This window comes from Streptomyces sp. NPDC044061 (genome assembly GCF_056434305.1).
Map to the genome: position 1 here is coordinate 1 of NZ_JBWKFL010000023.1, position 18,514 is coordinate 18,514.

Annotated in this window: 15 protein-coding genes and 1 pseudogene; 9 read left to right on the forward strand and 7 right to left on the reverse strand. The window is 71.3% G+C overall.

The features are described 5' to 3' along the window. The 5 genes and pseudogenes from AC07CM_RS31915 to AC07CM_RS31935 form a co-directional block, all read left to right on the forward strand. A pseudogene (locus AC07CM_RS31915) lies at positions 1–443 on the forward strand (alpha-1,4-glucan--maltose-1-phosphate maltosyltransferase); the annotation flags it as partial. Then, the gene (gene treS / locus AC07CM_RS31920) at positions 440–2,158 is read left to right on the forward strand and encodes a maltose alpha-D-glucosyltransferase (RefSeq protein WP_478879947.1); all 1,719 of its coding nucleotides are present in this window, start codon (positions 440–442) and stop codon (positions 2,156–2,158) included. The pseudogene AC07CM_RS31915 and the gene treS, both read left to right, overlap by 4 nt. Before the next feature lie 88 nt (positions 2,159–2,246). Continuing rightward, the gene (locus AC07CM_RS31925; protein WP_478879948.1) at positions 2,247–3,662 is read left to right on the forward strand and encodes a maltokinase N-terminal cap-like domain-containing protein; all 1,416 of its coding nucleotides are present in this window, start codon (positions 2,247–2,249) and stop codon (positions 3,660–3,662) included. Next, positions 3,659–6,088, forward strand: coding sequence for a 1,4-alpha-glucan branching enzyme (gene glgB / locus AC07CM_RS31930; RefSeq protein WP_478879949.1), 2,430 nt, complete (start codon positions 3,659–3,661; stop codon positions 6,086–6,088). The genes AC07CM_RS31925 and glgB overlap by 4 nt, the downstream gene beginning before the upstream one ends. Before the next feature lie 70 nt (positions 6,089–6,158). Beyond that, positions 6,159–6,659 (forward strand): hypothetical protein, encoded by a 501-nt coding sequence (locus AC07CM_RS31935; RefSeq protein WP_478879950.1) that lies wholly within the window; start codon positions 6,159–6,161, stop codon positions 6,657–6,659. Between the two features lie 26 nt (positions 6,660–6,685). Here the strand turns inward: AC07CM_RS31935 and AC07CM_RS31940 are convergent, their stop codons facing one another. The 4 genes from AC07CM_RS31940 to AC07CM_RS31955 all read right to left on the reverse strand — a co-directional run bounded on the left by AC07CM_RS31940 (position 6,686) and on the right by AC07CM_RS31955 (position 10,394). Then, positions 6,686–8,917 (reverse strand): HelD family protein, encoded by a 2,232-nt coding sequence (locus tag AC07CM_RS31940; protein ID WP_478880054.1) that lies wholly within the window; start codon positions 8,915–8,917, stop codon positions 6,686–6,688. Positions 8,918–9,085: 168 nt separating this feature from the next. Further along, positions 9,086–9,400 (reverse strand): thioredoxin, encoded by a 315-nt coding sequence (gene trxA, locus AC07CM_RS31945; protein WP_478880055.1) that lies wholly within the window; start codon positions 9,398–9,400, stop codon positions 9,086–9,088. Positions 9,401–9,414: 14 nt separating this feature from the next. After that, positions 9,415–9,843: a MerR family transcriptional regulator gene (locus AC07CM_RS31950; RefSeq protein WP_478879951.1), complete on the reverse strand. Its 429-nt coding sequence runs from the start codon at positions 9,841–9,843 to the stop codon at positions 9,415–9,417. A gap of 29 nt (positions 9,844–9,872) precedes the next feature. Continuing rightward, complete coding sequence (locus tag AC07CM_RS31955) at positions 9,873–10,394, reverse strand: Lrp/AsnC family transcriptional regulator (protein ID WP_478879952.1); 522 nt, start codon at positions 10,392–10,394, stop codon at positions 9,873–9,875. 45 nt (positions 10,395–10,439) lie between these two features. Between AC07CM_RS31955 and AC07CM_RS31960 the strand changes: the two genes are divergently transcribed. From AC07CM_RS31960 to AC07CM_RS31970, 3 genes are read left to right on the forward strand one after another with little or no spacing between them, the layout of a single operon-like run. After that, the gene (locus tag AC07CM_RS31960) at positions 10,440–11,348 is read left to right on the forward strand and encodes an NAD-dependent epimerase/dehydratase family protein (protein WP_478879953.1); all 909 of its coding nucleotides are present in this window, start codon (positions 10,440–10,442) and stop codon (positions 11,346–11,348) included. Then, positions 11,348–12,259 carry an aldo/keto reductase gene (locus tag AC07CM_RS31965; protein ID WP_478879954.1) on the forward strand — a complete coding sequence of 304 codons (912 nt, stop codon included), beginning with the start codon at positions 11,348–11,350 and terminating at the stop codon, positions 12,257–12,259. The genes AC07CM_RS31960 and AC07CM_RS31965 overlap by 1 nt, the downstream gene beginning before the upstream one ends. Before the next feature lie 39 nt (positions 12,260–12,298). Beyond that, positions 12,299–13,621 carry a lanthionine synthetase LanC family protein gene (locus AC07CM_RS31970; protein WP_478879955.1) on the forward strand — a complete coding sequence of 441 codons (1,323 nt, stop codon included), beginning with the start codon at positions 12,299–12,301 and terminating at the stop codon, positions 13,619–13,621. Between the two features lie 39 nt (positions 13,622–13,660). Here AC07CM_RS31970 and AC07CM_RS31975 read toward each other — a convergent pair whose 3' ends face one another. Together AC07CM_RS31975 and AC07CM_RS31980 are read right to left on the reverse strand one after the other, a co-directional pair. Next, entirely contained in the window at positions 13,661–14,428 is a 768-nt protein-coding gene (locus AC07CM_RS31975; RefSeq protein WP_478879956.1) for a DUF2127 domain-containing protein, read from the reverse strand. Positions 14,429–14,522: 94 nt separating this feature from the next. Next, a complete protein-coding gene (locus tag AC07CM_RS31980) occupies positions 14,523–16,196 on the reverse strand; it encodes an MFS transporter (protein WP_478879957.1) in 1,674 nt (557 codons plus the stop codon). 117 nt (positions 16,197–16,313) lie between these two features. Here AC07CM_RS31980 and AC07CM_RS31985 point away from each other — a divergent pair, with 117 nt between their 5' ends. Beyond that, positions 16,314–16,934, forward strand: coding sequence for a TetR/AcrR family transcriptional regulator (locus tag AC07CM_RS31985; RefSeq protein WP_478879958.1), 621 nt, complete (start codon positions 16,314–16,316; stop codon positions 16,932–16,934). A 127-nt stretch (positions 16,935–17,061) separates the two neighbouring features. On the opposite strand, the gene AC07CM_RS31990 is transcribed toward AC07CM_RS31985, so the two are convergent. Then, positions 17,062–18,450: a cation:dicarboxylate symporter family transporter gene (locus tag AC07CM_RS31990; protein ID WP_478879959.1), complete on the reverse strand. Its 1,389-nt coding sequence runs from the start codon at positions 18,448–18,450 to the stop codon at positions 17,062–17,064. Positions 18,451–18,514: the final 64 nt, after the last annotated feature.

Below are 18,514 nucleotides of genomic sequence, written 5' to 3' on the forward strand. Positions count from 1 at the left end.
ACCTCGACTCCGAGAAGTACCAGCTCAAACACCGCGACTGGGAAGCCGCCGCACGCCGGGGCGGCACCATCGCCCCCCTCATCACCCGGCTCAACGACGTCCGGCGGCGCAATCCGGCTCTGCGGCAGCTGCGCGACCTCCACTTCCATCACACCGACAAGGACGAGGTGATCGCCTACAGCAAGCGGAGCGGATCGAACACGGTTCTGGTGGTCGTCAACCTCGACCCCCACCACACCCAGGAGGCCACGGTCTCGTTGGACATGCCGCAACTCGGCCTGGACTGGCACGAGTCGGTGCCGGTGCGCGACGAGCTCACCGGTGAGACCCATCACTGGGGCAGGGCCAACTATGTGCGACTCGAACCGGGCCACAGGCCCGCGCATGTCTTCTCGGTTCTGCGACCGTCCACCCCGCAGATCGGAGGGTCACCCACAATATGATCGTCAACGAGCCCGTCCCGGACACCTTCGAGGACACTCCCGCCAAGGACCGGGACCCCGATTGGTTCAAACGTGCCGTCTTCTACGAGGTACTCGTCCGCTCGTTCCAGGACAGCAACGGCGACGGCGTCGGCGACCTCAAGGGCCTGACAGCCAAGCTGGACTACCTGCAGTGGCTCGGCGTCGACTGCCTCTGGCTGCCGCCGTTCTTCAAGTCGCCACTGCGTGACGGTGGTTACGACGTCTCCGACTACACCGCCGTACTCCCCGAATTCGGTGACCTCGCCGACTTCGTGGAGTTCGTGGACGCCGCCCACCAGCGCGGCATGCGCGTGATCATCGACTTCGTCATGAACCACACCAGCGACCAGCACCCGTGGTTCCAGGAGTCGAGGCGGGATCCGAAGGGGCCGTACGGCGACTACTACGTCTGGGCCGACGACGACAAGCAGTTCCAGGACGCGCGGATCATCTTCGTCGACACCGAGGCCTCCAACTGGACGTACGACCCCGTACGCAAGCAGTACTACTGGCACCGCTTCTTCTCGCACCAGCCGGACCTGAACTACGAGAACCCGGCGGTGCAGGAGGAGATGATCTCCGCGCTGAAGTTCTGGCTGGATCTCGGCATCGACGGGTTCCGCCTGGACGCCGTGCCGTACCTGTACCAGCAGGAGGGCACCAACTGCGAGAACCTGCCGGCGACCCATGAGTTCCTCAAGCGGGTGCGCAAGGAGATCGACGCCCAGTACCCGGACACCGTGCTGCTGGCGGAGGCGAACCAGTGGCCGGAGGATGTGGTCGACTACTTCGGCGACTACCGGTCCGGCGGCGACGAGTGCCACATGGCGTTCCACTTCCCCGTCATGCCGCGCATCTTCATGGCCGTCCGCCGTGAGTCCCGCTACCCCGTCTCGGAGATCCTCGCCAAGACCCCGGCGATCCCCTCGGGCTGCCAGTGGGGCATCTTCCTGCGCAACCACGACGAGCTGACCCTGGAAATGGTCACCGACGAGGAACGCGACTACATGTGGGCCGAGTACGCGAAGGATCCGCGTATGCGCGCCAACATCGGCATCCGGCGCCGTCTCGCGCCGCTGCTCGACAACGACCGCAACCAGATCGAGCTGTTCACCGCCCTGCTGCTGTCCCTGCCCGGCTCGCCGATCCTCTACTACGGCGACGAGATCGGCATGGGCGACAACATCTGGCTCGGCGACCGCGACGCGGTGCGCACCCCGATGCAGTGGACCCCCGACCGCAACGCGGGCTTCTCGTCCTGTGACCCCGGGCGCCTCTACCTGCCGACGATCATGGATCCCGTCCACGGCTACCAGGTCACCAACGTCGAGGCCTCCATGTCCTCGCCGTCGTCGCTGCTGCACTGGACCCGCCGCATGATCGAGATCCGCAAGCAGAATCCTGCCTTCGGACTGGGGTCCTACAACGAGTTGCAGTCGTCCAACCCTGCCGTTCTCGCCTTCCTCCGCGAGGCCCCCCTGACCGAGGAAGGAGGGGACGACCTGGTGCTGTGCGTGCACAACTTCTCGCGGTTCGCGCAGCCCACGGAGCTGGACCTCAGGCGGTTCAGCGGGCGGCATCCGGTCGAGCTGTTCGGCGGGGTCCGGTTCCCGGCGATCGGCGAACTGCCGTACCTGCTGACGCTGGCGGGGCACGGCTTCTACTGGTTCCGGCTGCGCCGGGACGCCGCGTAGGCCAGGCACCGGTGGGGCGGTTTCCTCCGCCCCACCGGGGGCACGCATCAGTAACACCCCGACGATCCGGGGAAAGGACGTGACGCCCATGGGCGAAACGGTCACCTCTTCCGGCACCACCCCGACTTCCGGTCACCTCCTCGCCTCGCTCGAACCGCTGTTGTGCGAGTGGCTGCCCAGGCAGCGCTGGTTCGCGGGCAAGGGACGGCCGGTCACCGGGCTCACCCCGGTGGCCGCCACCGAACTGCTGCCCCCTGACGGCCGGCTGGGGCTGTACCACCTGCTCGTCCGCGTCCACCAGCCACCCGTGCTGGGCGCACCGCCGCACCCGGGCGACTGCTACCAGCTCCTGATAGGCGTGCGCGAGGCGCTGCCGCCCCGGCTCGCGCCCGCGCTCATCGGCCATGTGGAGAAGGGCCCGCTGGCCGGCCGCACGGTGTACGAGGCCCTGTACGACCCCCGGCCCGCCGACGTGCTCCTGGAGGCCCTGCGCACCCAGGCCCGCATCGGTGGGCTGCGGTTCGAGCGGGACCCGCGCCAGGAGATCCGGGAGGGACTCGTGGCGCGCCTGATGACCGCCGAGCAGTCCAACTCGTCGATCGTCTACGGCGACACGTTCATTCTGAAGCTGTTGCGCCGGGTCGTCCCCGGTGTCAACCCCGACCTCGAGATACCGCTCGCGCTGGCCCGCGAGGGCTGCGCCCGGGTGCCCGCGCCGACGGCGTGGCTCCATGCCGAGCTGGATGCCGACTCGTATGTGCTGGCCGTGCTCCAGCCGTTCGTGAACGGTGCGGCCGACGGCTGGGAGCTGGCGCTGCGGGAGCTGGCCAAGGGCGAGGACTTCGTCGCCGAGGCCCGAGCCCTGGGCCGGGCCACCGCCGAGGTGCACACCGCGCTCGCCCGTGCCCTGCCTACGGTCACGCTGGGCCAGGCCCAGCTGGGGCTGCTGGTGGGGGGCATGACCGAGCGGCTGGAGGCCGCGGTCCAGGCGGTGCCGGTGCTGCGGCCGTACGAGCGCGGGCTGCGCTCCGCCTTCGAGGCGCTGGCCGGCCTGGCCGCCGAGGGGCGTACCTGGACCGCCCAGCGCATCCACGGCGACCTGCATCTCGGCCAGTGTCTGCGCTCGCCGTCCGGAGAGTGGTCGCTGATCGACTTCGAGGGCGAGCCGGCCCGGCCGCTGGCCGAGCGGCGCATGCCGCAGCCGCCGGTGCGGGACATCGCCGGGATGCTGCGCTCCTTCGACTACGCCGCCCACTCGCCGAGCCCGCCGGCGCCGGAGTGGGCGCACCGGTGCCGGTCCGCCTACTGCTCCGGGTACGCGGAGGCCGCCGGCCGCGATCCGCGCACCGATCCCGTGCTGCTGCGGGCCTACGAGACCGACAAGGCCGTCTACGAGGTCGTCTACGAGGCCCGGCACCGCCCCGACTGGCTCCCCGTACCCCTCTCGGCGGTCCGCCGCCTCGCCACGTCCGACCCGACCCTCGCCCGGGAGACCCGTCCGTGACGTCCAAGAAGTCATCCACCTCGAAGAACAAGTCCGGCAAGAGCAAGGCCGCCGCCAAGAACGCGGCCGAGAAGAACGTGGCCGAAAGGAGCGCGTCCGCGAAGAACAAGGTTCCGAACGCGCGCACTCCGCGGCCCGCCGCCCCCAGGACGGTGCCGGCGCCCTCCCCGGAGCCGGTACCGCGGGACCTTTCGCGGCCCGCACCGCCCGCCGTGCCCGGGCCCGCGCTGGAGGTGGCCGTCTCCCCGGCCGTCGACGCCGGCGACCGCGAGCGGTTGCTGCACGGCACCCACCACGACCCGCACGCCGTCCTCGGCGCCCACCCGGTCCCGGGCGGCGTCGCCTTCCGTGTCTTCCGCCCCTACGCACAGGCGGCAGGCGTGGTCTCCGGCGACCTGCGGGCGGAACTGCACGACGACGGCGACGGCTTCTTCTCCGGGCTGCTCCCGCTCACCGAGGTGCCCGCCTACCGGCTGCTCGTGACGTACGACGGCACCGTCCACGAGGCAGAGGACGCCTACCGCTTCCTGCCCACGCTCGGCGAGCTGGACCTGCACCTGATCGGAGAGGGCCGCCACGAGGAGCTGTGGCGGACGCTCGGCGCGCACGTGACGACCCACCAGGGCGTGACGGGCACCCGGTTCGCGGTCTGGGCTCCGAACGCGCGGGGCGTGCGGATCGCGGGAACCTTCGACTTCTGGGACGCCACCGGTTTCCCGATGCGCTCGCTCGGTTCCTCCGGGGTGTGGGAGCTGTTCGTGCCGGGCGTCGGCGAGGGCGAGCTGTACAAGTTCGAGATCACCCGCCCGGACGGGTCGCGCACCCTGCGCGCCGACCCGCTGGCCCGTCGCACCGAGGTCCCGCCCGCCACCTCCTCGATCGTGCACGCCTCGCACCACGAGTGGGGCGACGGGGAGTGGATGGCCCACCGTGCCGACACCCCCGTGCACGAGGCGCCGTTCTCCGTGTACGAGGTCCATCTGCCGTCCTGGCGGCCCGGCCTCACGTACCGGCAGCTGGCCGAGCAACTTCCCGCGTACGTGGCGGACATGGGCTTCACGCACGTGGAGCTGATGCCGGTCGCCGAGCACCCCTTCGGCGGTTCCTGGGGCTACCAGGTCACCGGCTTCTACGCGCCGACGGCCCGCCTCGGCACCCCGGACGACTTCAAGTACCTGGTGGACCGGCTGCACCAGGCCGGCATCGGCGTGCTGATGGACTGGGTGCCGGCGCACTTCCCGCGCGACGCGTGGGCGCTGGCCGAGTTCGACGGCCGTCCGTTGTACGAGCACCACGATCCGCTGCGGGCCGCCCACCCCGACTGGGGCACGCTGGAGTTCGACTTCGGCCGCCGCGAGGTGCGCAACTTCCTGGTGGCGAACGCCGTGTACTGGTGCGAGGAGTTCCACATCGACGGCCTGCGCGTGGACGCCGTCGCCTCCATGCTCTACCTCGACTACTCGCGCGAGCCCGGCCAGTGGACCCCGAACGAGCACGGCGGCCGGGAGAACCTGGACGCGGTCGCCTTCCTGCAGGAGATGAACGCCACCGTCTACCGGCGCTGCCCGGGCGTGGTGACCATCGCCGAGGAGTCCACCGCGTGGGACGGTGTCACCCGCCCCACCCACCACAAGGGCCCGAGCGGTTTCGGCGGGCTCGGTTTCGGCCTGAAGTGGAACATGGGCTGGATGCACGACTCGCTGCAGTACATGAGCCACGACCCCGTGCACCGCAAGTACCACCACCACGAGATGACCTTCTCGATGGTGTACGCGTACAGCGAGAACTACGTGCTGCCGATCTCCCACGACGAGGTCGTGCACGGCAAGCGGTCCCTGGTGTCGAAGATGCCGGGCGACTGGTGGCAGCAGCGCGCGAACCAGCGCGCCTACCTGGGCTACATGTGGGCCCATCCCGGCAAGCAGCTGCTCTTCATGGGGCAGGAGTTCGCGCAGGGCGCGGAGTGGTCCGAGGCACACGGCCCCGACTGGTGGCTGCTCGACCCGTCCTACGGCGCCGAGGCCGACCACCGGGGTGTGCGGAACCTGGTGCGGGACCTGAACGGGCTGTACCGGACGACCCCGGCACTGTGGCAGCGGGACACCGACCCGGCGGGCTTCCAGTGGATCACCGGGGACGCGGCGGACGACAACGTCTTCGCGTTCCTGCGCCTGGACGCCGACGGCACCCCGCTCCTCGCGGTCTCCCACCTGGCGCCGGTGGTCCGGCACGACTACCGCCTCGGCGTGCCCGAGGACGTACCGGCCTGGGTGGAGGTGCTCAACACCGACGCCGGCGGCTACGGCGGCGGCGACGTCACCAACCCCGACGTCGTCAAGCCCGAGCCCCAGGCCTGGCACGGCCGCCCGGCGAGCATCCGGCTGACCCTGCCCCCGCTGTCGACGGTGTGGCTGCGGCCGGCCTGACCCGCCCTTCGCGTCCGGCCCGCCCTTCGCCTACGCTCGGGCGCCGGGCGGGGCGGAGGGGTGGGGGGACATGCGGCGGATCGTCGTGGTTGTGGGCATGGTGGCGGTTGCCCTGACGGGCTGCGGCCGGGGCACGCCGTGCACCCTGATGGACATGGAGTCGGGCGTCTCCGTGATGTGGCGGCCCAGCGACTTCGGCGAACGGCGGGACGCGGTGACGGTACGGCTGTGCGTGGACGGCCACTGTGCGCAGGGGGCCTCCGGCGACCCCGACGATCCGATCCGGGCGCTGTCGGTACGGCTGCCGGACGACATCGGCGCCGGCCCGGTCCCGGTGCGGCTCACGGTGACGTCCCGGAAGGACGGCCGGGTCGTCGTCCGCGACAGCCGACGGGCCCGGCTGAGCGAACAGCATCCGAACGGCGCGTCCTGCCCGCCCACGGCCTGGACCGCGGCCTTCCGCGCACATCCCGAGCGGGGGCTGACGTCGACGAAGGGCATGAAATTGCGGCGGCCCGAAGAGATGAAGAGAAATGAAGAGGAAGGAGAGAAGGAAGAGAAGGGGGTCTGAGCGCGCCTGCCCTCAGACCCCCCGCGTCACTCGCCGTCGGCCAGGCCCGGCGGCAGCGTCCCGGTGTGCAGCACGCCCAGCCGCTGCGTGGCCCGGGTGAGAGCCACGTACAGGTCGCTCGTGCCGTAGCGGCCCGGCTCCACGACCAGGACGGAGTCGAACTCCAGGCCCTTGGACTGCCGGGGGTCGAGGAGCACGACGCTCCGCGTCAGGTCGGGCTCGGCGCCGGCCGTGACCCCGTCGAGCCGGGCGGCCAGCGTCCGGTGCAGCTCGCGCGGGGCGATCACCGCCAGCCTCCCCTCGGCGGGGGTGAGTTCGGCGGCGGCCTTGGCGACCGCGCCGGGCAGGTCGTCGGGCACCGGGCGCACCCAGGGCCGTACCCCGGTCGAACGGACCGAACTCGGCGGTTCGAAGTCCGGGTTCTCGGCGCGGACCACGGCCGCCGCCAGCTCCATGATCTCGGACGGGGTGCGGTAGTTGACGCCGAGACGGGTGTGCTCCCAGCGGTCCTCGACGTAGGGGGCGAGGATGTCCGACCACGAGCCGACGCCGGCCGCCTCCGCGGTCTGGGCGGGGTCGCCGACCAGGGTCATCGAGCGGGTGGGGGTGCGCCGCATCAGCAGCCGCCAGGCCATCGGGGACAACTCCTGCGCCTCGTCCACGATGATGTGCCCGAACGCCCAGGTCCGGTCGGCCGCGGCCCGCTCGGCGGCGCTGCGGTGGTCCGCCTCCTCCTGCCGCTCGGCGAACCGCTCGGCGTCGATGATGTCGTGCGCCGACAGCACCTCGGAGGCATCCGGGTCACCGTCTTCCTTGTCCTCGAACTCGTAAGTCCGGGAGGCGTAGGAGACGTCCAGCACGCCCTGGGCGTAGGCCACCTGTGCCTCGCGTTCCCGCTCGGCGCGGGCCCGGGTCACCCGGTCGTCCTCGCCGAGGAGTTCGGCCGCCTCGTCCAGCAGGGGCACGTCGGCCACGGTCCAGGCCCGGGTCACCGGGCGGCGGATCGCGTCGGCGTCCGTCTCGGAGAGGTAGCCGTCCGGCTCGGCGAGGAAGTCGGCGACCAGGCGCCGCGGGGTGATCCTGGGCCACAACTGGTCGATCGCGGACCAGACTTCCGGGTTCTCCGCGATCTCGTCACGGATCTGGGTGATGTCGGAGGCGTCCAGCAGGCTGCTGCCGTCGTACGGGTCGGTGCCCACGCGCTCGGCGTACAGCTCGGTGAGCGTGTTGAGGATGTGCCCCTCGAAGTGCTCGCGGGCCGCGTTGTGCGGCAGCTTGGCGGCACGTGTGCGCTCGCGGGCGACGCCGACCAGACCGTCGTCCAGCATCAGCACCTCGCGGTCGTGCTCGATCGCGATGACCGGGTCGGGCAGGGCCTGCCGGTCGCGTACGACGGCGGCGAGCACCTCGGCCATGTCGGCGCGGCCCTTCACGGCGGCCGCCTCGGGGGTGTCGGTGGCGGTGGCCTTCACCCCGGGGAACAGCTCGCCGACCGTGGCCAGCAGCACTCCGGTCTCGCCGAGCGAGGGCAGCACCTCGCCGATGTAGCCGAGGAAGGCCGGGTTGGGTCCGACGATGAGGACCGCCCGGCGGGCCAGCAGCTCCCGGTGTTCGTAGAGCAGGTAGGCGGCACGGTGCAGGGCCACCGCCGTCTTGCCCGTGCCCGGGCCGCCCTCGACCACGAGCACCCCGCGGTGCGGCGCCCGGATGATCTCGTCCTGCTCGGCCTGGATGGTCTGCACGATGTCGCTCATGCGGCCGGTGCGCGCCGAGTTGAGCGCGGCCAGCAGCACGGCGTCCCCGGTGGGGTCCTCGTGGCCGGTGCGGGTGGCGTCGCCGAGGTCGAGGATCTCGTCGTGCAGCGAGGTCACGGTGCGGCCCTCGGTGGAGATGTGCCGGCGGCGGCGCAGACCCATCGTGGTGTGCCCGGTGGCCAGGTAGAAGGGGCGGGCGACGCCGGCCCGCCAGTCGATCAGGATGGGGGTGCGCCGGGCGTCGTCCTCGCGCAGCCCGATCCGGCCGATGTGGTGGACCGCGCCGTCGGCGAGGTCGATACGGCCGAAGCAGAGCGAGCCGTCCACGGCGTTCAGCGCGGTGAGCAGCCCCGAGCGCTCGGCGACCAGGATGTCCCGCTCCAGCCGGGCCTGCATGGGCTTGTCTCCCTGGGCGAGCGCGTCCGTGACCGACGTCTCGGCCTCGCCGCGCAGCACGTCCACGCGCGCGTACAGTCCGTCGATGAATTCCTGCTCGTGCCGCAATTCATCGTCTGGAAAGTCGGTGTTTGACAATTCCACTCCCGCCCGGATATACTGTGCTCACTGAACTTCTTTGCGACTTTTCGAATTGAAGTCGCGAACCACTGAATATACGCACAGAAATCCCCCGAGCGCAATTGCTCGGGGGATTTTCCGCGTTCGGGACCGGATCTACAGCACGTCCGCCAGCTCCTGGAGCAGCCGCCGCTTGGGCCGCGCGCCCACCATGGACCGGACCGGCTCACCGTCCTGGAAGACCATGAGGGTCGGGGTGGACAGCACGCCGTAGGCGACCGTCGTCCCCGGATTGCGGTCCACGTCCAGCTGGACGATCTTCAGCCGGTCGCCCTCCTCGAAGGCGACGTCCTTCAGCACCGGCGCCAGCTGCCGGCACGGCCCGCACCAGTCGGCCGTGAACTGCACCAGCACCGGCAGGTCGGCGCCGAGCACCTCCGTCTCGAAGTCCGCGTCCGTCACCTCGGTCAGTCCGCTCACCAAGCTCACCGCGTCAGCCCTCCCAGCTCGCACACGGGTTCCGGACCACCCGGAACCAGCGCCTCGGCGGCCAGCGCGTCCCGCGCCCGCTCGGCCCGCTCCAGCTGCCCCGCGACCGTCTCCCGCACCGCCGTCAGCTGTCCGATGAGCGCGTCCAGCTCGTCCAGCTTGCGCCGATAGACCACGAGCGAGGCCGGGCAGGAGTCGCCCTCCGGGTGCCCGGCCCGCAGGCACTCCACGAACGGCCGCGTCTCCTCCAGGTCGAACCCGAAGTCCTGCAGCGTCCGGATCTGCCGGAGCAGCCTGAGATCGCCCTCGTCGTAACGGCGGTGTCCCTTGTCGTCGCGCCGGGCGGACAGCAGCCCCCGTGCCTCGTAGTAGCGCAGGGTGCGGGTGGTGGTTCCGGCCCGTGCGGCCAGCTCGCCGATTCGCATGTCCTCGACCGTAGGCGTTGACGTCGGCGTCAGGGCAAGGCCGGGGGCAGCAGCGGCTTGCGGCGCACCGGGGACGAGAGCACGATCGAGGTCGTCGTACGGCCGAGTGCCGAGGTCTGCTCCAGGATCTCCTCCAGGTGCGCGGTGTCGCCGACGGCGACCTTGAGGATCCAGCAGTCCTCGCCGACCACGTGGTGCACCTCGGTGATCTCCGGGCGGTCGATCAGCTCCCGGGTCCTCGGGTGCTTGAGGGTGTAGCCGCCGTGCGGGTTCACCCGGATGAACGCCTGGATGCCGTACCCGAGGCGGGCCGGCACGACCTGGGCGCCGTAGCCCTCGACCACTCCCGCCGCCTCCAGCCGGCGCACCCGCTCGGCCACCGCCGCGGGGCTCAGGCTGACCCGCCGCCCCAGCTCGCTGAGCTTGATCCGCCCGTCGGTCTGCAGCAGTTCGAGGACATGCCGGTCCACCGCGTCGAAGGCCACCGACGTTTCGTCGGCCAGGGCGCGCGGCTGCCGCGGTTCTTTCGGTGCGGTGGCCGTATCTCCCATGTCTCCCCCTTCTGAGGCCGATGTGAAGCCCGGAGAATTATGGTCATGGGAAACGCACGAGAGGTACTGGTCATCGGCGGCAACCGCTATTTCGGCAAGCGGCTGATCGCCCGCCTGCTGAAAGCCGGTGACCGGGTCACGGTCCTCAACCGGGGATCGTCCGCGCCACCGCCGGGCGTGGCGCATCTGCCGGCCGACCGCGACGACGAGCAGGCCCTGTCCGAGGCGATCGGCAGCCGCGTGTTCGACGTCGTCCTCGACCAGGTCTGCTACACCCCGCGCCAGGCGGAGATCGCCCGCCGGGTGTTCGCGGGGCGCACCGGACGCTATGTGATGACCTCGACGGTGGAGGTGTACGAACGCGAGGACTCCCCGGCGCCGGTGCCCGAGAGCGCGGTCGACCCGGGCGCGGTCGCCGTGGACCTGGCGCTCCCCTGGGACGACCCGGAGTTCCTCGAGGCGCACTACGGCGAGGGCAAGCGGCAGGCCGAGGCGGTGTTCACGGCCTCGGGCCTGCCCTTCGCGTCCGTCCGCGTGGCTCATGTGCTGGGCGGCGACGACGACTTCACCGGACGGCTCCAGCACTACGCGGACCGCATCCGCACCGGCGCCCCCATAGCCGTACCGCCCGTCACCCACCCGGCGACGTACATCCACGTCGAGGAGATCGCGGACTTCCTCTTCTGGGCGGCCCGCCAGGACTTCACGGGCCCGGTGAACGCCGCCTCCCACGGCCTGCTGAGCCTGGAAGAGCTGTGCGCGGCGGTGGCCGCCCGACTCCCGGACGGCAGAACGGTGTTCGAGCCCACCGCCTCGGCCGAGACCTCCCCCTTCGCCTTCCGCCATCGCTACGGCATGGACAACTCCCGGGCCACCAGGCTGGGTTTCGCCTTCGGTGACGTACGGCAGTGGCTGCCGTGGGCCGTCGCGGAGACACTCGGAAAGGCCGGCTGATGCGCCACCGCATGCTGGGCGGGGTCCGGGTGAGCACGGTCGGGCTCGGGGTCATGCCGCTGTCCATCGAGGGCCGGCCGGACGCGGAACGCGCCCTCGCCACGGTGCACGCGGCCCTGGACGCGGGCGTGACGCTGCTGGACACTGCCGACTCCTACCACCTGCCGGGCCAGGACCCCGGCCACAGCGAACTCCTCGTCGCCCGCGCCCTCGCGACCTACGGCGGTGACACGGACGGCGTGCTCGTGGCCACCAAGGGCGGCCGGGGCCGCCCGGCCGACGGCAGCTGGACGGTGACGGGCTCGCCCCGGCACCTCAAGGCGGCCGCCGAGGCCTCCCGCGAACGGCTCGGCGTCGAGGCGATCGGCCTGTACCAGCTGCACAAGCCCGACCCTGACGTGCCCTTCGAGGAGTCCGTCGGCGCGCTGCGCGAGCTGCTGGACGCGGGCACGATCCGGCTGGCCGGGCTCTCCAACGTGGACACCGACCAGATCCGCCGGGCCCGCGCCATCCTCGGCGACCGGCTCGTGTCGGTCCAGAACAGCTACTCCCCCGAGGTCCGCGACAGCGAGGCCGAGTTGCGGCTGTGCACCGAGCTGGGCCTCGCGTTCCTGCCCTGGAGCCCGCTGGGCGGGATCTCGCGCAGCTCGCTGGACGGGCCGTCGGGGTTGCCCGGCACGGAACGGTTCGCCGCGTTCCACGAAGTGGCGAGGGAGCTCGGGGTGAGTCCCCAACAGGTGTGCCTCGCCTGGCTGTCGGCGCTCTCCCCGGCCGTGATCCCGATCCCGGGCGCGAGCCGTCCCGAGACCGTCCGGAATTCGGCGGGAGCGGCGGATCTGATGCTCGGCGAAGGGGAACTGGCGCGGCTGACGCGGGCCACGCGGTCCCCGATCGGGGACCGGCGCGCGTAGGTACCCGTAGGAATCGCGCAGTTGTAGCGTGGTCGGGTGGTGGCGAGCGACGCATATCGGGAACTGGGCGAGGCCGCCTGGTCGTGGGTGCTGGGCCAGGTACGCGAGGACGAAGGCCCATGGCTGCCGGAGGCGGTGTCGGAGGACGCCCAGGACACGGCGGACGCGAAGGAACGCGACACGCTGTACGCGGGGATCGCGGGCCTGGCCCCGGTACTGGCGGAGATCGCGCAGTACCGGGAACTGAGCGGACGGGAGCAGACCCTGGCAACGGGGATCGTGACCAGACTGTCGGCGCAGGCGAGGGGCAGAAGCGAGCCGTCGCTCTACGCCGGCCTGGCAGGCGACGCCATGGCGCTGAAGCTCCTCGCCCCGGGCGGGGAATCGGTCGCTCTGCGGCGACTGGCCGACCTGGCGACCTCCGAGGGGTGGAAGAGCACGGTCGAGTTCGAACCGGGTTCCGACGAGCCAATGAACGACATCATCATGGGCGCCGCGGGCGTGGTGCTGACGGCGGTCTGGGCCGGGGGCGAGTTCGCGGAGACGATCGCGACGACGGGCTGCGAGGCCCTGCTGCACGTGGCGGACCGTACGGAGGCGGGCCTGGACTGGGGGATGGCGCCGAGCACACGGTGGAGGGCGCCGAACTACTCGCACGGCACCGCCGGGGTGGCCGCGGCGCTGGCGGTGGCGGGTGCGGCCCTGGACCGCGAGGACTTCGTCGCCGCCGCCGTACAGGGGGCCCGGCACGTGCTGTCGGTGGGCTCGCTGGAGGACGGCGGTTTCGTCGTCCCGCACACCATCCCGCCGTCGACGCGGGAGGTGGAACCGGTGACGTACACGTGGTGCCACGGCCCGGCGGGCACGTCGCACCTGTTCGCTGCGCTGTCGCACGCGGGGGTGGCGGAGGTGGCGGGCTTCGGGGTCGGCGAACTGCGGCACCGTTGTGCGACCTCGATCCTCACTTCGGGGGTCCCGGAGCGCCTCCGTCCCGGCTTCTGGGACAACGACGGCCGCTGCTGCGGTACGGCGGGCGTCGGGGATGTGCTTCTGGACGCGGCGCAGGACTGCGCCATGACAGCGCGGGCGGACACTCTGGTACGGGCAGCACGCGGGATGGGCGACGCGCTGGTGCAGCGGGCGATCAGGGACGAGGCGGGCGCGCGCTGGCGCTTCCTGGAACACCGCAAGGACCCACCGCTGCTGCCCCCGGGCACGGCGTGGATGCAGGGCGCGGCGGGCATCGCGGCCTATCTGCTGCGCCTCGGCCGGTTCATCGAGACCGGTCCGGACGCTCCGGTGGTGGATCGCCCGGACCAGTGGTGGGCCGTGCCTGCGCACCTGCGCAGCACGGCATCGTGACGGGAACGGCGGACCGCGTCCCCCGCTCGCGGAACGGTATTACCGGGCGGCCACCCCCGCCGACTCCTCCACCTCCAGCAGGGACGCGCTGTGGCGCTCCTCCTCGAACTTCTTGCGGCCGCCGCGCAGGCCGAACAGGCGCTTGGCCAGGGCGATGTAGAGGACCGCGAGGATGTTGAGGACCAGGGTGGCGATCTTCAGGTAGCTGACCTTCTCGGTCAGTTCGTAGATCTCCAGCGGGAGGAAGGCGGCGGTGGCGACCACCGTCAGGTACTCCGCCCAGCGCTTGGCGTACCACAGGCCGACCGCCTCGATCAGCTCGATCAGCGCGTAGGCCAGCAGCAGGGCCGCGACCAGCAGCAGCGTGTTGTGCCTGTAGCCGAAGGCCTTCTGGACGGAGCCGACGACCGGCGAGTGGTCGAGGTCGTAGTGGAAGTGCCGGAAGACCGGGCGGAAGACGTTCAGGTTCTCGTTGAAGAGGCGGCGTACCGCGTCCTGGCTGTTGCTGAACTTCCACACCGCGACCGCGACCAGCACGATGAACACCCCGCGCACGGCCCGCTCGATCGCCAGGAAGCGCAGGATGAACAGGTCCCGCAGCACCTTCCCGCGCGCCACCAGCGGAGCCTCCTCGGCCGGCCCCGAGTTGTGCGGCTCGCCGAGCACGAAGTCGCCGCAGCGCAGACAGCGCCACACGTCACCGAGCGCGGTCTGCGCGTGCAGCCGTACCCGCAGGCGGGGATCGTCGGGCGCGTAGGTCACATGTCCCTTGCGCGCGCAGGTCCGCCGGTCCCAGTCGATCTTCATCCCCCGTGCCTCCATACCCGTACAGACGCCACGCACGAACGTGCCGTTCCGGTTGATCCGGCTCGGCACGCTAGTGCATGGCGGTGCGCCCAGGTCAGTCGGCTGCGCTGTGCGCGAGTTCCCGCTCCTCCTCCCGCACCTCGGCCGCGGCGGCCTCGCGGCGCGGCAGCAGGACGGCCACCAGGACCGTGCCGATGCCCAGGATCACCGCGCCGACCAGGCTGGTGCGGGCGACGGCGTCGGCGAAGGACGAGCCGACCGCGTCCGCCATCTGCCGTGCTCCGGAGGCGAGTTGTGCGGCCTGCTGCTTGAGCTGCGCGGCCTGCTGCGGATCGCTCGTCCGTGCCGCCTGCGCGGCCAGCTGGTGTGCCTTGTCGCCGATGCCCTGCGCGACCGCGTACCCGGCGCCGACCGAGTCCCGGGCGGTGGCCAGGGCGCTCGCCGGGAGCTTGCTGTCCGCGGTGGCGTCGGTGAGGTGGTCGCCGTACGAGGTGGCGAGCAGCGAGCCGAGGATCGCGATGCCGAGCGAACCGCCAAGTTCCAGCGAGGTGTCGTTGACCGCGCCGCCGACGCCCAGTTCGGACTCCGGGAAGGCGCCCATGATCGCGTCGGTGCAGGGCGAGAGGGCGAGGCCGATGGCGAGGCCCAGGATGACTAGGGGCGCCACGAAGTCACCGTAGCCCGAGCCCGCGTGCACCCGCGTCAGCAGCGCGAGTGCCGTCGTACCGCCGACCATGCCCGCACCGACCGTCCACTTCATGCCGACGCGCGGGGTGAGCCAGCCGGTGAGGGCCGAGCCGACGAAGACCGCGCCGGCCAGCGGCAGCATGCGGACGCCGGTCTCCAGGGCGTCGTAGCCGAGCACGAACTGCAGGTGCTGGGTGAGGTAGTAGAAGGCGCCGAAGACGGCGAGGAAGAACAGGGCGACGGCCAGGTTGGAACCCGCGAAGCGGCGGTCGGTGAAGCGGCGGACGTCCAGGATCGGGCGGGGGTGGCGCAGTTCCCAGAGGACGAAGGCGACCAGGCCCGCGCCCGCGGCGACCGCGGCGGTGACGGCCTTGGTGCCCCAGCCGAAGTGCGGCCCCTCGATGATCATGTAGACCAGCGAGCCGCTCCAGACGACCGACAGCAGGCCGCCGACGTAGTCGATCCGGTCGTGGTGCCCGGCCCTGGACGACGGTACGAGGACGAGGGCGCCGACGATCGCGACCGCGGCGACGGGCACGTTGATCAGGAAGGTCGAGGACCAGCCGTGGTCGCGCAGCAGGGCACCCGCGACCACCGGTCCGGCGGCGATGGCGAGCCCCGCGGTGGCGGTCCACAGGGTGATGGCCTTGGCGCGCTCGGCGCGCGGGAAGGTCGCGGCGAGCAGGGAGAGCGTGGCGGGCATGATCAGCGCGGCGCCGACGCCCATCACGGCGCGGGCCGCTATGACGGCCGTGGAGGAGTCGGCCAGGTATCCGCCGACGGCTCCGCCGCCGAAGACGACCAGCCCGAGCACGAGCGCCCCGCGCCGGCTGTACTTGTCCCCGATCGCGCCGAGCAGCAGCATCAGCGCCGCGTACGGGACGGTGTAGCCGTCGATCACCCACTGCAGGTCGGCACTGGACAGCCCGAGGTCGCGGGTCATGTCGGGCGCCGCGACCGTGAGGGCGGTGTTGGCCATCACGATGATCAGCAGACTCAGGCAGAGCACCAGGAGCGCCCACCAGCGCCGGGCGTAGGGGCGGTCCGTCCTTTCGACCGGTTCGTTCATGACGAGTCGCATGGCAGGGATCGCCTTCCTCGGTACGCGACGAGAATTGCACAGCGCCGTGCAATTGCACAACCATGTGCAATGTACGTCGTTGCACAACACTGTGCAAGTCGAGGAGGTGCGTGCAGAATGACTGCCATGACCACGGGTAACACCAGCCGCGCCGACGCCAACCGGCGCCGCATCCTCGACGTCGCCCTCGCCGAGCTGCTGCGCGACCCCGACGCCTCCATGGACCAGATCGCCCGCGCCGCAGGGGTCGTACGACGGACCGTGTACGGCCATTTCCCGAGCCGCGAGGCGCTGATCAGCACCCTCGTCGACGGGGCGGTCGACGCGCTGACGGACGCGGACGCGGGCGCCCGGGAGGCGGTGGCCGACCCGGCGGAGGCGGTGGCCCGGTCGGTGCTCGCGATCTGGGAGATCGCCGACCGCTACCGGCTGCTGGTCGCGCTGGCCCAGCGCACGGTCACCGTGCAGGGCATCCGCGAGCGCCTCGCGCCCGTGCGCGAGAACAAGATCCAGCTGCTGCAGCGCGGTCTGGACGAGGGCGTCTTCAGCTCCCCGCTGCCCGCGCCGGCCCTCGCGTACGTGCACGAGCAGATGCTTTTCGCCGTGATGGAGGCGGTGAACGACGGCCTGGTGGAAGCACGGGAGGCGGGCCGCTCGGCCACGGTCACGGTGCTGACCGCGGCGGGCGTGCCCGCCTCCACGGCCACCGGGCTGGTGGCCAAGGTGAGTGGGGAGTGACGGAAGGTGGAGGCCGGGCGGCTGAGTGAACGGGGGAGACTCAGCCGCCCGGCGGCGTGACCGGACGCCCGGCCCGGGTTCAGGCGGGGCCGGGCGTCCGGAGCAGAGGGGGGCGGGGGCGGAGCGCCTACGCCTTGGCCAGTTCCTTCTCGCCGCCCTCGCGGGGCTCGGGGAGCTCGGCCGCCGGGGCCCGGTTCTCGTCCTGCAGCGTCGTCTCGTCGAACGGCAGCTCCCCGGCGAGCACCTGCTTGACCCGGCCCTTGTCGATCTCCTTGGTCCAGGTGCCGATCAGCACGGTGGCCACCGCGTTGCCCGCGAAGTTGGTCAGCGCACGCGCCTCGCTCATGAAGCGGTCGATGCCGACGATCAGACCGACGCCGTCGACCAGCGCGGGCTTGTGCGACTGCAGACCGCCGGCCAGCGTGGCGAGGCCCGCGCCGCTGACGCCCGCCGCGCCCTTGGAGGCCAGCAGCAGGAAGAGCAGCAGCGGGATCTGCTCGCCGACGGACATCGGCGTGCCCAGGGCGTCCGCGATGTACAGCGAGGCCATGGTCATGTAGATCATCGTGCCGTCGAGGTTGAAGGAGTAGCCGGTCGGCACGGTGATGCCGACGACCGGCTTGCTGACGCCCAGGTGCTCCATCTTCGCGATGAGCCGCGGCAGCGCGGACTCGGAGGAGGAGGTCGACAGGATCAGCAGGAACTCGCGGGCGAGGTACTTGAACAGCGAGAAGACGTTCAGTCCCGCGACGATCCGCAGCAGCGCGCCGAGCACGATGAAGACGAACAGGACGCAGGTGACGTAGAAGCCGAGCATCAGCACGGCGAGGCTCTTCAGCGCGTCCAGGCCGGCCGAACCGACCACCGCCGCGATGGCGCCGAAGGCACCGATCGGCGCGGCCCACATGACCATGGACAGGATGCGGAAGACGAGCCGCTGGATGTGCTCGACGCCGCGCAGCACCGGCTGCCCGGCCGCCCCCATGGCCTGCAGCGCGAACCCGGTGAGCAGGGCGACCAGCAGGGTCTGGAGCACCTGGCCCTCGGTGAAGGCGGACACGAACGTGACCGGGATGATCGACAGCACGAAGTCCACGGGCGGCAGCGCGTCGCTGGACACCTGGGCGTGCCCGGTCTGCTTGAGCGCCTCGGTCAGGTGCAGCCCGTCGCCCGGGTGCAGCACGTTGCCGACGACGAGGCCGATGGCGAGCGCCACGAGCGACATCACCGTGAAGTAGCCGAGCGCGATACCGCCGACGGCACCGACCTTCGCGGCTTTCCGTACGGACCCGATTCCGAGCACGATCGTGCAGAAGATGATCGGCGAGATCATCATCTTGATCAGGTTCACGAAGCCGGTACCCAGCGGCTTCAGCTCGACCCCGGCATCGGGCCAGATGAGCCCCACGGCGATACCGAGCGCGACCGCCACGATGACGGCTATGTAGAGGTAGTGGGTCCGGTCCCGCTTCACGCGGGGTACGGCAGGTGCCGTATCGGGGGAAGTGGCGGCCACGGCTGCCCTCCTTGACGTCTTCGTCGGCATCACCGGCGTGCGGCTCACGTCCGGGGGTTGTGGG

Excerpts from the sequence above, each read along its gene's own strand:
- AC07CM_RS31925 (WP_478879948.1), top strand. The coding sequence starts at position 2,247 with ATGGGCGAAACGGTCACCTCTTCCGGCACCACCCCGACTTCCGGTCAC.
- AC07CM_RS31975 (WP_478879956.1), bottom strand. The coding sequence starts at position 14,428 with ATGAAGATCGACTGGGACCGGCGGACCTGCGCGCGCAAGGGACATGTG.
- AC07CM_RS31955 (WP_478879952.1), bottom strand. The coding sequence starts at position 10,394 with ATGGGAGATACGGCCACCGCACCGAAAGAACCGCGGCAGCCGCGCGCC.
- AC07CM_RS31965 (WP_478879954.1), top strand. The coding sequence starts at position 11,348 with ATGCGCCACCGCATGCTGGGCGGGGTCCGGGTGAGCACGGTCGGGCTC.
- treS (WP_478879947.1), top strand. The coding sequence starts at position 440 with ATGATCGTCAACGAGCCCGTCCCGGACACCTTCGAGGACACTCCCGCC.
- AC07CM_RS31980 (WP_478879957.1), bottom strand. The coding sequence starts at position 16,196 with ATGCGACTCGTCATGAACGAACCGGTCGAAAGGACGGACCGCCCCTAC.
- AC07CM_RS31960 (WP_478879953.1), top strand. The coding sequence starts at position 10,440 with ATGGGAAACGCACGAGAGGTACTGGTCATCGGCGGCAACCGCTATTTC.
- AC07CM_RS31985 (WP_478879958.1), top strand. The coding sequence starts at position 16,314 with ATGACTGCCATGACCACGGGTAACACCAGCCGCGCCGACGCCAACCGG.
- AC07CM_RS31935 (WP_478879950.1), top strand. The coding sequence starts at position 6,159 with ATGCGGCGGATCGTCGTGGTTGTGGGCATGGTGGCGGTTGCCCTGACG.
- AC07CM_RS31950 (WP_478879951.1), bottom strand. The coding sequence starts at position 9,843 with ATGCGAATCGGCGAGCTGGCCGCACGGGCCGGAACCACCACCCGCACC.